This window comes from Serratia sp. Ag1 (assembly GCF_000743355.1).
Taxonomy (GTDB): Bacteria; Pseudomonadota; Gammaproteobacteria; order Enterobacterales; family Enterobacteriaceae; genus Chania.
The window spans coordinates 71,153-85,750 of record NZ_JQEI01000012.1 but is presented as its reverse complement, the minus strand read 5'-3'; the positions used below and the strand labels follow the sequence as shown (position 1 = coordinate 85,750).

Here is a 14,598-nt window from a genome sequence, read left to right as displayed (position 1 = left end):
AAATTCATTAAACCACTACAAACTGATCTGCAAGGTTATCAAGAATTTTATATTCAGAGTCAGTGTTCCTATCGATAGGCCTACCATCACTAGGCTGTGTCCCTTAATTCAGTTTTTATACAAGCCAATACGATAAAAGCAGCAGGTTAGAGTGATTTTTGAGCCAAAATACCAGAGTCGCCCCCTAAAAATGCTTAATTTGTGAGCATTTTTCCATTCCTAGCAATTAAGGGACACACCCTAGCTTTCAAGGTTTGGTATTGGAAATTCTGACTTCCTTCTCCTACCAACCCTTTACCAGCATTATCGACTCGACTATGTGCTGCCATCTGCTTTGGCATACCAGGTATATCAATTTCAGCAACAGCAGCATTACCAGAATTTTTTACTTTTGAAGATAATCCAGCCCGAACATCAATTACCATCTGTCTAAAAGGCGTTAATTGGGCTTCTGTCACCCTTGTCAGAGTGAACCCCGCAGCCTTAGCACCATAAACCATCCCCACCGTATCCTGGATGGTCATGGCTATCTTGGCCCAGCCGGGAACATCGTCCATCGCCTGCTGGTATTTGGCTGAGTACGCTGCATCCTGAGACATTTTGGCCTTGGCCTGTTCAGGCGTATAACCTTGGTCCACCAACTTGATCAGATCAAGCGAGTAGTCACCGATTAAATCACCGAACTTCGCCATTTCCTCTGGGAACTGGTCACGTAAGTCGTAATAGGTCTGGTATTCGGCATAATCCTGATAGCTTTCTTTAGCTGCCTGTGCCAGCTTCAGTTCATGGATACATCCCGCACTGGCTCCATTGGCGCAAGCATCCTTCAGATTTGCATCACTGGTAAGATCCTTTTGCGTCAGCTCGGCCAGATCTTTCACTTCACTATCAGTAATCGTGTCATTCGCCAGTTTGGCTTCCAGTTGCTGTTTGAGGATCTTATCGTTGGCATTGAGATAGTTATTCTCCACAGAGCAGATTCTACGTCACAACCCGCCGCACCCCAAGCGCGTAAAAGCGTGGTCGGTTACCGCACCAACGGCGGCAGGCCGAACCCGCTGCCACAACTGACCGATGGCTGGAAGCATTAGGCTTTACTCAGGGCCAACCGGTGAGCATTACCGCCGAACAGGGCCAACTGATTATCCGCACCGCGCCCACCACGGAGGGGAACGCATGAACATCACTTTTACCCCTCAACCGATACCGGAACTGACACTGGCAGGCGGCGCGTTGGCCGTATTGGGATTTACCACCAGCACGCCGCTGCAACTGACGCTTCAGCATCACACACTCTGGATCACTGTCGTCACCGATGATGCCACCTGGGAAGCGCTGTGTGAGGCCAGCCAAGACCGGCAGGATTTAGGAGCGGATTGGGTGCGGGAGAACGGCGAGGTAATCATTGGCGGCGACTGGCTCACCGAGTCCGGCATTGCCAGCGCTGAACAACTGGAAGTGACCGCCGCGCCTGGTGTGATTCGGTTGCAGCAGCGGGAAGTCGATGTTTTTAAGGCATAAAAGCAAAAACCCCGGCCAGTTGGCCGGGGTTTTGTTACTTTAATTTAAAAGTATCTGTATACGGATTTTTAGTGAGGATATCATCAATTTCATGCTGAGCTTTTAATCTCCACTCATCACTAATACTCCCCATAAGATCAAGCGCTTTATTAAACGCAATTCGCCGCCCATCTCTGTTCTCAACACGATTTTCCAGTTCATACTGAAAGGCGACTTTATAAATAAAGTCAGACATAATCCAATAAAACAGCTCATCTTTTGAACTCGTTGTTTTTCTAAAAAACTCTACCCCTCTCTCTGCATATATATAATTGTACAACCCACCATCATAGGAAATATGTGGCCTACCATCACCAGGTGATGATGAGAAAATGTGCAAATCACTTTCAGGAATCCCCACACTCTTCCCTAGTTCGTTGATTTTTTTTTGTATCTCAGAAAAAGAGAGCAGCATATTACTTTATCTCCCGTAGATATCCATTTTTCACCAGCCAGTCAACATTCACTCGCTCTTGCATGTTGGGTAATATTTGGACACCCCCACCTGGCTGACCAAAAGCAGGAGCAATTTCTCCCTGTATAGCAGGCAAAGGTTTTATTACCTCATACTCATAATATTTTTCAGCTTTAGCACCAGGCGCAAGGGCTCGTTGTTCGTAAGGTGTCCCTTTCGGTGCAAGGAAAGAACCATTGGGCTCTCCATATCTATCCAAACGAGTGCCTACTGGGATTGTAGTTTTGACAGGATCACCTTCAAATCCCAAATTCTTAGGCCAATCCCATCCCCCATTAGCATTCTTGAATTGGTCATAGTAAGAATACCCGCCTGCCTCAACATCGGTAATAGCACTTGAACTGTTAGGGTTACCAGATGGTGTTTTAAGGTTTGGTGAGTCAATTTTGCCAACCACTTTCGCTGCAATTTTCTCTGTGAGTGCTGTACCCACTTTTGCAACACCAACGCCACCTGCAACAGCACCAATCAGATCAGACACTAGTTTACCGGCTTCAACACCCGCGTTATACGCACCACTCGCGCCAGCTTTCTGATATTCAGACTCCATCAGGTTGATACGATCAATGTAGCTTTGCTTAACCGCATCCGACATCGTGCTAAAGATGTCATCGCTCGCTATCAGTTGCTTGATTGCATCATAAGCCGCAGCAGGATCGCTGATGGATTTCGATAAACTCTCGACTGAGTCATAAAGCCCTTGAGGAACACCAACTAACATGCCTGCACTGTAGGCGGTATCTTGCCCCAGACTGATGGCATCCCATTTGGCACCCACTTGCAATTGGCACGACACACTGCCTTTACAGGCATCGAACTCTTTATCTCTATCTGAACGCTGTTGATTGCTCAGATAGTTATTCTCCACCGCGTTCTTCCCAGCCTGGCCTCCCGCTACCGCATTCGCCGTGCTGTCGCCCACGACACCACCCGCTAACCCTGCCGCCAAGGTCGCCAGAGCGCTGATCCTCTGCTTCTGCTCCTCACTCAGGTTTTCGGGTTTCACGTCAGGATACAACTGACCCGCCAGATAACGTGCGGCCAGTTCGCCACCTGCCGCACCCGCTGCGCCAGCCGCCGCAGAGTTGCCGCTCATCTCTGCCGCTATTGCACCCCATACTGCGTGCGCCAGCACGTTGGCGGTATCATTGTCCCCGGTGTACTTCTTGATTTGCTCTGCTGCATACGGGCTTAATCCACCCGCAATCGCCGCCGCCATATTGCCACCGGCCAGGCCCTGCAACGCTGCTGTGACGGCTTGTGCCGCTTTCTGCAAGTCGCTGCCCGTACCGTATTTCTGCATCTCTGCTTTATAGGCATCGGTATTGCGCAGTGCTTCGGTATCACCTTTTAGCTTCGGATTGGCCTTCAGTGCCGCCTCAAGCCCGTTGATATCCCCTTGTGTCCGGACGATATCCATCGCCTGTGCACCGATTTCACCTATCAGCTGCGCCGCCTTCAGCCGGTTTTGTTCTTTCTCTTTGTCAAATATTGGCCCAATACTGCCGTTAGCATTGTCGGTGTCTCGACTCAGCTCCGCCACATCCTGTTTCTGGTTGGCCTGGTCACGGATGATGATAGTGCCATCACTGACTGCGGCCTGCGTTGTGCCTTCTGCATGCCCACTGTTACCCAACCCCGACAGCGCCATGCTGCCCAGATTGCTCAGCAGGTCAGAGCCCACCGGGCCACCAGTGCTTAGGCTACCGCCCTGATGCTCGGCCTTGAAGTCTGCCTGGTTATGGATATTGCTAAAGCCCAGTGTGCCGGTATCCAACCGGTTTTTATCCGCGTCTGCCGTGCTGGCTATCACCGCACCGTCAAGCTGCGTATGCTCACCCACCGTGATATCAAAGCCGCCTTTACCCGCGTAGATACCCGTCTGCTCCTGCACGCTGTCATAGTTGCTGTGCAGTTTGTCACGGCTCATGCTCAGGTTGGCCGAGCCACCGCCGCCCACCACCGCCACGCTGACACCGCCACTGACGCTGGTCTGCTTCGCATCATAGTTGTCGCTGTCCTGCTGGCTTTGCAGCGTCAGATTACGCCCTGCATCCACCTTCACCGTGTCACCGCTGGCCTGCGCACCCACCAGTGCCGTGTCGCGGCCACTGTGCAGCGACAGCGTACCGCCACTGTCGACCAGGGTTTCGCTCCAGAAGGTGCCGTCGCCGTGCTCATTACCCTGACTCTTGTTGGCGTTGGCAAACACACTCAGACCGCTGCCTGAGCCACCCACGCCCAGGCTGACGCCAATATTGCCGCCGCTGCTGCTGTTGCTGCCTTCAGTTTTTTGCGTATTGGCTGCACCCAGTAACAGCAAATCACGTTGCGCATCCAACGTGGTATCACCACCGGCTTTGAGCTGGCTACCGGCAATCAGGAGGTCGCCGCTGTTTGCCGAATTTCCTTGGCCAGTGGCAGTGACCGTCAGGTTATTGCCCGCCGTCAGTGTCGAACCACTGACGGTTTTCTGTTCCTGATGTTGCTGCGAGGACGATTTCTGCGAACCTAGTGAAACGCTGACGCCCACCATACTCGCCGCATCGCCGCCCTCCGCCTGCACCAGTTGCCCGGCTTGCACGGCCTGAACACCTGACAGCGCCGCTTTGGTCCCTTGCAAGGCGGCCAAGCGCCCATCAGTTTCTTTTTTTGCCTGTTGTGCGGTGGTGACCGCACTGTTGACAGCACTGCCCACCGGGCCAGACAGCGCGATGGTCAAGCCACTGCTCTTCTGCTCAAAGGTCTCATCCCGGCGCGTGATATCGTGCCCTGGGTCAATCTGTACGCTGTCACCGGTCACCGACAGGTTCTGGTTGGCAATCACATCCGCACCGCCGATATGGGTTTTACCGCCCGCCACGATGCTCACATCGCCACCGGTCGACCCGATGGTGCTCACGCTCTGGCTCTGAGTGGTACCGTCTTCGTTCACCTGATGGCGTGACGAGGTGCTGCCGACAGTGAAGCCCAACCCACCGCCGCTGAACACACCGCTCTTTTTCTTCTCATCCAATCGGTAGCTCGATTGCTCTTCGGTGGCGGCCACAATCTCGACGTTATTACCTGCTTTTAGATTAATATTGCCGTCACCGACCACCGCAGAGCCTTTCACCGTCAAGTCATTACCGGCAGACAACGACACGTTGTTGCCGCTGAGCAGTGAGCCTTTTTCCTGCGTCGCGTAGTCTTCACGCACCGTATGGGTGGTGGTCTTCGACAGGAAGCCTTTCTTGGTTTGGGTTTCTTCGAAGAAGGAATAGTCACTCTCGGTGGCAGTATCAAGATTGATATCACGCCCGGCAGTCACACCGATATCACCTTGTGCGTTCACCTGCGCAGCCTGACTGTTGACGTCACGGCCTGCCTGGATCGTGGTATTCCCACCACTGGCTATGTCGGTATTCTGCTGACGGACAGACTCATCGACCTGCTGACGACCGCTCGAGCGGCTTTCTTCATACTCACGTGTCTGTTGAGAAGAAAGATTGACATCCCGACCAGCACGCAAGCTCACATCATTCTCTGCAATCAGGGTCGATGACTGTACATTTACGTCCTGTTTGGCCTGCAGAGACAGATTGTTACCCGCAGCCAACTGACTGCCCTGATGGCTTTCCGTGACCTTCTGCCACGTTGTGCCATTAAATATCCTGTCAGACGTCAACGTATTATTGCCTGCCTTGATAGAAACATCATTCCCCGCCTGAACGGACAGCGTGTTATCTGCCTGGATATTCCCGGAAACAACATTGACATCATGGCCAGCAGCAACATTGATATCACGCCCCGACAGCGAACTTCCCTGAGAAGATGTGGCATCAAGAGTCAGTGTCTGCGTGTAGTTACGGTTACGCCCTCCCCCTGTTTTTCCGCTGTATTCATGATGTGCATCATAAGCAAAGGTATCGGTAACATCGTGAAGATTAACATCCCTTCCAGCCTGGAGAGCGAGTTGCCCCTCCGCAGACATTCTGGCGGCCTGGGTGTTTATATCCTGTCCCGCTGACAGGGTGACATCCCCCTGACCCGAGACCACTGACCCCGTATGCGCTGTTGAACGTTGCGCCACTGTATTATTGGGTCCGAAAACATACCGCTCACTGTTGCTGGTTTCCACCGCATTCAGGTTCAGGTCGCGCCCCGCCGTAATAGAGGTCGTGCCGCCTTCGCCGCTGTTGACTACCTGCGCTGCCGTCAGATTGACATCGCGCCCGGCCTGCAGCGCCAGCGTGCCATCCGCTTGCTGCACATACAGCCCGGCAACGCGGTCCAGCGTATTACGTGCAAAGTCACCGCCCGCGCTTTCGGCACTGCGGGTGGTGGTGATGGCGTTGATATCCCGTCCGGCGGTCGCCACCAGGCTTTGCTGCCCGGCGATCACCCCGCCGACATTATTGATATCGGTGCGCGCTTTCAGCGCCACATCGTTACCCTGGATCAAGCCGCCCAGGTTGTTGATGTTCTCCGCCAGGATCTGCGTGCTCTGCTGGCTACTGATGCGCCCGCTGTTGGTCAGATCGCCACTGAGATTCAGGCCGACGGTTTTCCCGGACAGCAACGCACCGCTGCCGTCCAGATCACCCGCCTTGACGGTGGCATACACCTGCGGCACCAGTACCTGCTGGGTGCTACCATCCGGTAGAGTCACGGTCTGCGCCACCATCCAGACGATATCGCCCGTCAGCAATGCCATCTGTTCAGCGGTAAGTGCCACACCGAGGGTCAGGTTGTATTTCTTGCCAAATTCCACCCCGTTGTTCATCAGGGCCTTGAACTGCTCTTCGTCGTTGGTAAAACCGTCGAGGTAACGGTTACCGCTCAGGGCAATCACCTGCTCGCGGATCAGCCGCTGCTCGTAGTAGCCATCCCCCAGACGTTTGAGCACGTTGTTCGGGTCGGTGGTGAAGGCGTTCATCATGTAATCCGAACCCAGCCACTGTTTCTGGTTGGTGAAGCGTGGATCGGTTTCCACCAGATACGGGCTGCTGTCCGGGCGCACCAGGAACAGGCTGTTGTCCGGCAGTTGGGTATTCGGCCCAACCAGGCGTACTACCTTGCCAGAGTCCCCGAGGCTCACCTCAAAGGTTTTGCCCGCAGGCAGGGTAATGGCACCCGGCACCACCGGCAACAGGCTACCTGCGCCCGGCCCGGCAATCGGTGCGGCGTTAATGCCTGCAGTCCCCTGAATATCACCATTGATCTCCGCCTGCTGCTGGGCGTCAATCACCAGATTACTGCCCTGACCCTGGGTATATTCCGCCAAGGTACTGGGCTTCAGCATGATAGCCTGGATCACTGTCGGGGGCTGATAAGCAACCTCTTCTTTGCCACTCTCATCTGTCCCTTTCTGAGGAATACGCCAGTAATAGGTGGCGTTGCCGACCTCATTGATCTGGCGGTTGGCCTCCACCTCAACGTTATCGACTGACCCCGCCTGTATCGCCAGTGCCCCACCGGCAATAATCTGGCTCTTGTCATTCAGCACACTGCCCGCGTTGATGCTGAGATTGCCGCCAGCAATGATTTTGGCCGGATCAGACTCTTTCACCCGATCTTCGGTGATGGTGCGGGTGTAATCATAATGGGTAAAACGATCGCCGTCGGTGGTGTGGCAGATCACCCCTTCGATACACAGGATGTTCACTTCGTCCTGGTAGATATAGATGGTGTAGTCCTGGTCGTTGTAACGCACGCCGTTGTTGAGGTACGGCACTTCGTATTCAGAAATATGCTCCTGAGAAACCAGCACGTTTTCCAGCGAGAAGTGATCGTTGATGTTGTTGATCTGCCCAATGTTGAGCGCCATGTCTCCGGCAGATTCAATGGTGGAACTGTGATTGTTCAGTACCCCACCCTGGCCGATGGCCTGGTAGTTGCCATCCAGTGCGCCGCCTATAGCCATAAAACCGTCACTGTAAATCAGCGCATGGTCATAGTTGTTGAGGGTGCCGACACCCAGATCCAGCCGTTGCCGTGCCGCGATGGTGGCCGCCTGGCCGTTCTCCGCCAGATTGTTCAATGTCCCCGCCTGGATAGCCAACGCATCACCATAAATGCGGCCACTGCCGATATTGTTGACGGTGGTGCCGTTGAGGCGGGTATAGAAACCGTCAATCAGGCCGGTGTTGGTCAGGGTCTGCGTAGCGGTGAGTTGCGTGGTGCCAGCACTGATTTCTGCCGTGGCGCTGTTGAACAGGTTGGTCGCCGTCAGATCGAGCTGGTTACCGGCCTGGATCAGTGACTGGTTGGTCAGATTACCTTGGGTGCTCAAGACCAGATTATTGCCTGCCTGCACCGTACCAACGTTGAAGAAATCCTGCGCCAGAGTGAGCGACATATCCCCCAGCGACAGCAGCGAACCGTCGCCGGTCAGGGAACCACTGTTCAGCGTGAGTTGCTGGCCTGCTTCCATCGCCCCGGCGCTGTTGGTAATCTGCTGGGCCTGGGTGTGCAGGCTGTTCTGCGCACTCAGCAGCCCCGAGGTGTTGTTGAGATTACCGCTCAGGTTGAGCGTCAGCGCATTATCCACGCGCAGCGCACCCTGGCTGTTATCGACATCTTGTGCATTCAGCGTCAGGCTGCCGCCCTGAATGCCACTGGCTGCATCGAGGGTGTTCTGGTTAAGGATGCTGGCAGCGTTCAGGGTGACATTCAGTGCTCCCTGGATCAGCCCGGCCCCGTTGTCGATCACCGATTGAACGGCGCTAAGCGCCATATTCCCCAGCGCCTGGATCTGGCCCTGCTGGTTATTGATGTTGCTGGCAGTGAGATCCAATGTCCCTTTGCTGAACAGATTACCTTGCAGGCTGTTGTCAAATGCGGTGGTATTGAGCGTCATCGCCCCACCGGAAGCCAGCAGCCCGTCCTGGTTATTCACCTCAGCGGTGGTCAGCGACAGATCACCCTGCGCACTAAAGGTGCCATGCTGGTTATCGAACGCATAACCTTGGGTATTCCACTGTAAATTCTGCCCGGACTGCAAGCTGCCCCAGGCGTTATTCAGCGCCTGCGTCAGCGCATTGATAGAACCCAATGCCGCAATCTGACCTTGCTGGTTATTGACGGCCCCGGAGGTCAGAGTCAGTTGCTGGTTGCTGATCAGCACACCCTGCTGGTTATCCAGCGTGCCGGTTTTCAGCGTCAGCGAACCTTGGCTGGTAATACCGCCCTGGTCACCACTGCGGGTGTTGCTGAGTGTTCCGCCCTGAGTGTCAATCAGCAGGTCGGCAGCGCTTTGCAGCAGACCACCGTCATCGTTGAGCAAGCCGGTATTGAACAGCGATAGAGTGCTGAGAGAAGCCAACTGACCGCCCCGGTTATCGAGTAAGCCGGTGTGTAACACGGTGTCACCACCGCCCACCAGCTTGCCCTGGCGGTTATCCAGCGCCCCGCTGGAAAGCGACAGAGAGCCTGTAGCCCCAACCAGGCCTCCCGCCGTGTTATTGATGCTCTGACCATGAGTATTGAGCGTCAGTGCTGCATCGGACTGAATGTTTCCCGCCTGATTGTTGAGGGCACCGCTGCTGAGCGTCAGCCCATTGTCTGCCAGAATGTTGCCTGCGGCGTTATTGAGTGTGCCGGTCTGGGCAGTCAGGGTGCTGGCGGCAATCTGGCCATGACTGTTGTCGAGGTTGCCTGTCGCAAGCTGCATATCACCTGCGCTGACCAGCCCGCCTTGTGCGCCGCTGTTGCGGTTTATCACCTCAGCGCCGCGACTGTTAAGACTCAAGGTGGAACCGGCCTGCATCAACCCACCAGTGTTATCCACCGCACCGCTGAACGAGGTCAAACGCCCATCGGCGGCAATCAGGCCATCGCGGTTGTTGAGCGCACCGTCCAGGGTCAGCGTCAGGTCGTGCTTATCGGCAGCAATCAGCTGGCCCTGCTGGTTATTGAGCGTTCCGGCGGTGAGCGACAACGCACCGTTGGAGAACACGGAGCCGTCCAGATTGTCGAACAGATCGGTGACGTTGAGGTTCAGCGTGCCGCTGCCGGTCTGGGTCATCTGCCCGCCACGGTGCGACAGGCTAGCGGCGTTGAGGGTGATATTTCCCGCCTGGGTGGCGGTGTTATCCAGGTTCAGTCGGGTGCCCGTCAGTGCCAGGCTGCCGTTGGAGACCACCGCGCCGCTGTCGCCATTCATCTGCCCCGCCTGAATCGACAAGGCTCCATCACCAGCATGGATAATCGTGCCGGTCTCGTTATTGAGGTTGGCAGTATTGAGTGTCAGGTTTTTGCTGTTGCTGGCAATCGTCCCCGCACGGTTGTTGATGCTGGTCGCGTGCGAGAGGGTTAAATCCTGCTGACCCAGTTGTTGCACGGTACCCTGCTGGTTAGACAAGCTACTGGCGGTCAGCGAGAGCTGGTCGGCACTGAGTTTACCGCCGTCGTTGTTGAGCATCCCACCGGTACGGGCAGAAAGTGTTTGTGTGGCTGCCAGATTGGCCCCAACGGTGCGGATATCACCCACCGTGGCCTGAAGGCCAATATTGTTGCCATAAGTCTGGCTGCCGCTGAAATCCAGCGCCGTGCCGGTAGCGGACAATTGCCCGGCTGCGGAGTTCTGGCCGTTGGCGGTCAGTTGCCCCTGGCTGTTGAGCGTCAGGTTGCCGTTGCTGCCGAGTTTGCCATCGCTGGCCATGCCTGCCGCCAGCACACCCTGTGAGGTGCTGTTGATACCAACAGCAGTAAGTGTGGTGTTACCCTGCGCCGCCAGAATGCCGCTGTTGGTCAGTGCTCCTGCAGTCTGAACCTGGGTACTATTTCCGGCATACAGTTTGCCGCTATTGGTAAGATCACCAGAGGTTGTCACCTGGACGGTCTGAGACGCGGTCATCGCTCCGCTGTTGGTGAGCGTGCCATCCGCATTGACCACCACGTCACCGGCAATCGCATTGAGCGCCCCGGCATTATGCACGCCGACCCCGGCTTCGGTGCCGCGCAGCAGGATTTTATTGGCATACATGCCGCCCAGTTGGGAGACATCCACCGCGACAGAAGGACGGGGGCTGCCATCAGCGGTTTTTGCATTCACTGTCTGGTGCGCTGCATCCACCTGGTTGCGCCCGGTGGTGACGTTGAGGTCATTGGCCCAGACTCCGGCATTGATTTTGACCGAGCGGGCAATCAGGTCGGTGTGGTCCTGCAGGCTGCTGTCCAGCCCATTGCCCTGTACCACAATCTCGCCACGCTCGACGTTGTACCCCGTCAGTTGGCCGTTGGTCATTTGTGCCTGGCCGGTGGTGAGCGTGGCACGGTTGGCGTTGATAAAACCGCAGCCGCTACAGGTGATGCCTGCCGGGTTGGCAATCACCACCTGCGCTTTCTGCCCGGCCACTTCAATAAAGCCGTTCAACTGGCTGGGGTTACTGGCATTGACTTCATTGAGAATGACTTTGGCTTCACCTTTTGCCAGCCACGGGTTGGCGGTGACCATCCCGGCGATCTGGGTCTGGGTGTTGAGGTGGCTGTTATTGAGCACCACACCTTTATTATCGACGTCGAACTGGCTGTAGACGTTGCGCGAAACGCCCTCTGCGCTTGGCGTCTGGATATTGACCTGCGGCGTGCCGTTGGCACTGCTGATAATGGTCGGCTGCTGGTTGCCCGGTGCACTGCCATCGGCCACGATGTTGGCCTGCACCGGCTGAATAGCCCCCAGGGCCAGCAGCACCGCAAAACTCAGTCCATGAACTTTACCTATCATCTGGCTGAGGGTGTGGCCCGTGCCGGACGGCGACGACGCGGCCCCCATACGACCAGCCCCGGCGATATCGGGCACCACCATCAGCATGCCACGGGCGGTATTAAAAACGATACGATAGAGATTCTTGTTCACGGTAACATCCTTGACCGGTCTTGCGGGTATTCGGGAAGAGAAACAGATAATGGGTTGGCCACACGCCAGGCGCGGGCCTGTGGGTGACTGATCTGGTCACCCTTGAAATTCATCACGCGTTTACCGTGTTGTGCGCCACGGTGATAAAGGGAACGAAAACAGTGCTCGGGGAACAGCGTCTCGGTGACCAGGCGGCTCATGGCGCGGGTTTCACCAAACGGGGCGATCCAGTCACGGATCCACAGGCGCTCGCCACTGGCCCAGTCTGCGTCCTGCACCAGAATGGCCGGTTGTGTAAGATAACGCGCTTCCGCCTCAACACTCAGCCACATCCAACTGAGAAAAAACAGCGGCTGGGTGCCCCGGCTAACCAGCATGTAATGCTGGTATTTGATAATCGGCAGCAATACCGTGGGCAACGCGTGCAACGGCACATCCCGGTGCTGGGGCGAGTGCATCCACAGCCAGACGGCAGCCCCGAGCACCTCGGCTTCACTGCGGTCGCCCCCCAGTATCAATGGGGCATGCACGTCATACGCACCTATCAGCATCGTCTTACCCTTAAAAATCCCAGTTCAGGGTAAAACCCAGCGTCACCGGGCTGGTCTTGAAGCCATCCGGTTTGGAGAGCGGTACCCCGGCAAACAGGTCATAACGGGTTTTGAAGGCGCTGCCGCGCACACCGAGCACGCTACCGGCCAGGTTGGTCCCGGTCAGGTTTTCGGTACCGCGACCGCTGACATGGCCGTAATCGGCTCCCAGATACAGTTCCTGATTGGGAACCGGTGTCGTCCAGGCCAGTTCGTTGCGCACCGTCCAGCCTGCATTGGCATTGAGGGTACGCTCACCATCAAAGCCGCGTACCGTAAAACGGCTGCCGATGGCAAACTGGTCCTGCGGCGTCAGCGGGGTGTTGCTCATCTGGCGCTGGTAACCCAGGTTGTAGCGGAATGTCTGCTTGCCCAGCGCAAACGGCACGTTCAGTTGGCTGGAAAGCTGGATAATCTTGCTCAGTGCGGTGGCATCACCATACGACTCTTCCGGTGCAGGCAGTGCGCCGAACCAGCGGGTGCCGCGTTGATAGCTGATACCGGCGTCCAGTGTGGCCTGTTGGATAAAGTGGCGGTGTTGCAGCCCCATGCGCCAGCCTGCGGTGCGGCGGCGCTGCACTTCCACCTCTGTGTCATTGATGTAGTTCTTCGACCCACGCGTCAGGATATCGTAAGTGAAGGTGGTTTTCTGGGTACCGCTGCGGTGCAGGACGCGGCTCAGTTGCACCGTCAGGTTCTGGCTGTCGCCACGGTAGCGGTAATCGCCATTCAGCCCGGCGACGGTCTGATGATAGTCGTAATCGTTGGCAGTAACCGACAGCATGGCGTAGCGGAACGGCACCGAATAGTGAGCGGTGAGGTTCTTGCTGCCCTTGTCATTACCGGGTTGCAGCGCACGGGTGCCGGAGATGTAGAACAGGTCACTGAGGGATAACGGATTATCCAGCGAGAAGGTCAATCCGCCTTGGTAACGCCCGGTACTGCGGGTGCCGGAATCGTCCAGCGACGCGCCCAGCCGCCAGATTTTGGCCTGCTGCCAGTTGAGTTGGATATCGCTTTCCCCCGGTTTTTCCCCCGGGACGATGTCCATCTTGGCCTGTACGGTCGGCAGGCGCTGCAGGTTCTCCAGGCCTTGCTCAATGCCGCGTAAATCCAACAATTGACCGGATCGCGGCGGGAACGCATTGAACAGCGTGATATAGCTCCCGCTGTCCGGCGTCAGTTTCACCTGACGGATGAAACCAGGCAGGATGTTCAGCTTCAATGTCCCGCTTTTTAAGTCTTGCTGCGGGGCCAGCACGCGGGTGGTGATATAGCCGTGGTCCACCAGGCGATTCTGCATCGTGCTCATAAGCAGATTGATGCCCTTGCCGCCCAGACACTGGCCCTGCGCCTGATTGGCGAGGCGTTGTAACGGCAACCAACGTGGCAAGGCTTCCTGACCACTCAGTTCCACGCGATCGATGTTGAAGCAGGGTTTTTCCTGCGGGAACATCAGGCTTCCCAGGCGGGAAGCCGGGGGCAGCAGACGCACATCGGGCGTAGGCGGCAACAGCTGTTGTTCCAGCGCGCGCTGACGTTGCTGTTGCAGGATCAGTTGCTCACTGCCTGTCGCAGCAAGTGATAACGGGGAAATCATCAGAAACGCAGGCACAGCAATAACGCAGGTGCGGAAATAACGCGCCCGACGGATAAAACGGGGGGATGGCATCAAACAATCCTTGTTGGAAAACGCTTAATATTTGCTTATATAAATTTTGCGCGAATATTAACCATGAGGGAGTTTATTTGCAATCACTATTCACCTGTACCTCAATAAAGCGCTGAACGTTGTTTGCCCTCCTAGAATTGGGGGGTATCGTCATCATTGTGACTTACTTCACTGCCTGTATCATCACGCTGAAGTGGTTGAACATTCATAATGCGTTACCCTATACTCCCGCCCGGTTTATAACCCATGGATGTCAGTCTGACTATAATGCGCCATCTGTCATCCTGTGGCGGTAAAGCAAGGATGCACACCTCGTTTATTCCCGTGTCAGGTTAATCCTCTTTTCCCGTCAGTTGCTTATTTGGTTTCGTTTTCTGCTAGCTTGCCTGCGAAGGAATGACTTCTCCAAGGTGGACGATGCAAGGGGAAACGATCGACAAAACAACATTATTATTCTCTG

The 14,598-nt window shown here is 55.7% G+C and carries 6 protein-coding genes and 1 pseudogene; 2 read left to right on the top strand and 5 right to left on the bottom strand.

What is annotated here, in order from left to right; all coding sequences use genetic code 11:
- Window positions 1-194: 194 nt before the first annotated feature.
- On the bottom strand, window positions 195-971 hold the full coding sequence (locus IV04_RS26725; protein ID WP_037404026.1) for a DUF6862 domain-containing protein: 777 nt from the start codon (window positions 969-971) through the stop codon (window positions 195-197).
- Here IV04_RS26725 and IV04_RS26720 point away from each other — a divergent pair.
- Both IV04_RS26720 and IV04_RS07525 read left to right on the top strand, forming a co-directional pair.
- Window positions 963-1,180, top strand: a pseudogene (locus IV04_RS26720) (SymE family type I addiction module toxin). The gene IV04_RS26725 and the pseudogene IV04_RS26720 sit on opposite strands and share 9 nt — an antisense overlap.
- Window positions 1,177-1,521 carry a hypothetical protein gene (locus IV04_RS07525; RefSeq protein WP_037404024.1) on the top strand — a complete coding sequence of 115 codons (345 nt, stop codon included), beginning with the start codon at window positions 1,177-1,179 and terminating at the stop codon, window positions 1,519-1,521. The pseudogene IV04_RS26720 and the gene IV04_RS07525 overlap by 4 nt, the downstream one beginning before the upstream one ends.
- A 34-nt stretch (window positions 1,522-1,555) precedes the next feature.
- Here the strand turns inward: IV04_RS07525 and IV04_RS07520 are convergent, their stop codons facing one another.
- From IV04_RS07520 to IV04_RS07505, 4 genes are read right to left on the bottom strand one after another with little or no spacing between them, the layout of a single operon-like run.
- Window positions 1,556-1,975 carry an Imm63 family immunity protein gene (locus IV04_RS07520; RefSeq protein ID WP_037404022.1) on the bottom strand — a complete coding sequence of 140 codons (420 nt, stop codon included), beginning with the start codon at window positions 1,973-1,975 and terminating at the stop codon, window positions 1,556-1,558.
- A 1-nt stretch (window position 1,976) separates the two neighbouring features.
- Complete coding sequence (locus IV04_RS07515; RefSeq protein ID WP_051916724.1) at window positions 1,977-11,876, bottom strand: hemagglutinin repeat-containing protein; 9,900 nt, start codon at window positions 11,874-11,876, stop codon at window positions 1,977-1,979.
- The gene (locus IV04_RS07510) at window positions 11,873-12,427 is read right to left on the bottom strand and encodes a toxin-activating lysine-acyltransferase (protein ID WP_037404021.1); all 555 of its coding nucleotides are present in this window, start codon (window positions 12,425-12,427) and stop codon (window positions 11,873-11,875) included. The genes IV04_RS07515 and IV04_RS07510 overlap by 4 nt, the downstream gene beginning before the upstream one ends.
- A 10-nt stretch (window positions 12,428-12,437) precedes the next feature.
- A complete protein-coding gene (locus tag IV04_RS07505; protein WP_051916726.1) occupies window positions 12,438-14,066 on the bottom strand; it encodes a ShlB/FhaC/HecB family hemolysin secretion/activation protein in 1,629 nt (542 codons plus the stop codon).
- Window positions 14,067-14,598 lie beyond the last annotated feature (532 nt).

Bases quoted from the DNA above. Each gene is read 5' to 3' on its own strand.
- IV04_RS07525 (WP_037404024.1), top strand. From the start codon at position 1,177: ATGAACATCACTTTTACCCCTCAACCGATACCGGAACTGACACTGGCA.
- IV04_RS07520 (WP_037404022.1), bottom strand. From the start codon at position 1,975: ATGCTGCTCTCTTTTTCTGAGATACAAAAAAAAATCAACGAACTAGGG.
- IV04_RS07510 (WP_037404021.1), bottom strand. From the start codon at position 12,427: ATGCTGATAGGTGCGTATGACGTGCATGCCCCATTGATACTGGGGGGC.
- IV04_RS07505 (WP_051916726.1), bottom strand. From the start codon at position 14,066: ATGATTTCCCCGTTATCACTTGCTGCGACAGGCAGTGAGCAACTGATC.